1 protein-coding gene is annotated in these 542 nt (G+C 40.8%); it reads right to left on the reverse strand.

Annotated features, from left to right (window positions below):
* Positions 1–168: 168 nt before the first annotated feature.
* Positions 169–402 (reverse strand): hypothetical protein, encoded by a 234-nt coding sequence (locus ADIWIN_RS20930; protein ID WP_200859819.1) that lies wholly within the window; start codon positions 400–402, stop codon positions 169–171.
* Between the last annotated feature and the right edge of the window lie 140 nt (positions 403–542).

Consider the following 542-nt stretch of genomic DNA (forward strand, 5'->3'; position numbering starts at 1 on the left):
AGGTTTTAAATGTAGCTTCCATTATTAATACAAGAGGATTGGAAAGGCCTTTTACCTATGCTAATAATCTAAAAGGCCTCTATTCTTCAATAATTATTCATTGTCCCGAGAAATAACTCCACCATGTTTCAGTGGAGAGAGACGGAATTCTTAAATACTTAGGATTGCTTATTTTTTTGGAGGGCTGATCATGATATGGGCACGATGAGTACCTGGATCCATTATCCATGGCATTCCCGGCACATCAGGTTTCAAAGCCAAACCTGTACTTTCTTCAGTAGCCCAAGGGATATAGACCACATATCGAAGATAGGTATTGTCAACCTTCCCTTTGGAGGCATCATAGTCAGCTTTATCTGCAGTCAAAACATAAAGGGCTGCCGGAGCATCCGGCATTTTCAAACCACCACTTTTGGCTTCCTCTTCACGTGTATCAAATACCTGCTTAAAATTTTTACCTTCTTTTTTAAGTCACTCTGCCTCGTTCCATAAAAGGCTCAAGGTCTTCGTGGTAACAGAACACTGAATCCATCTGCCTTAGG

Origin of the sequence: Winogradskyella psychrotolerans RS-3, from assembly GCF_000427335.1 — a bacterium.
Classification (GTDB): Bacteria; Bacteroidota; Bacteroidia; order Flavobacteriales; family Flavobacteriaceae; genus Winogradskyella; species Winogradskyella psychrotolerans.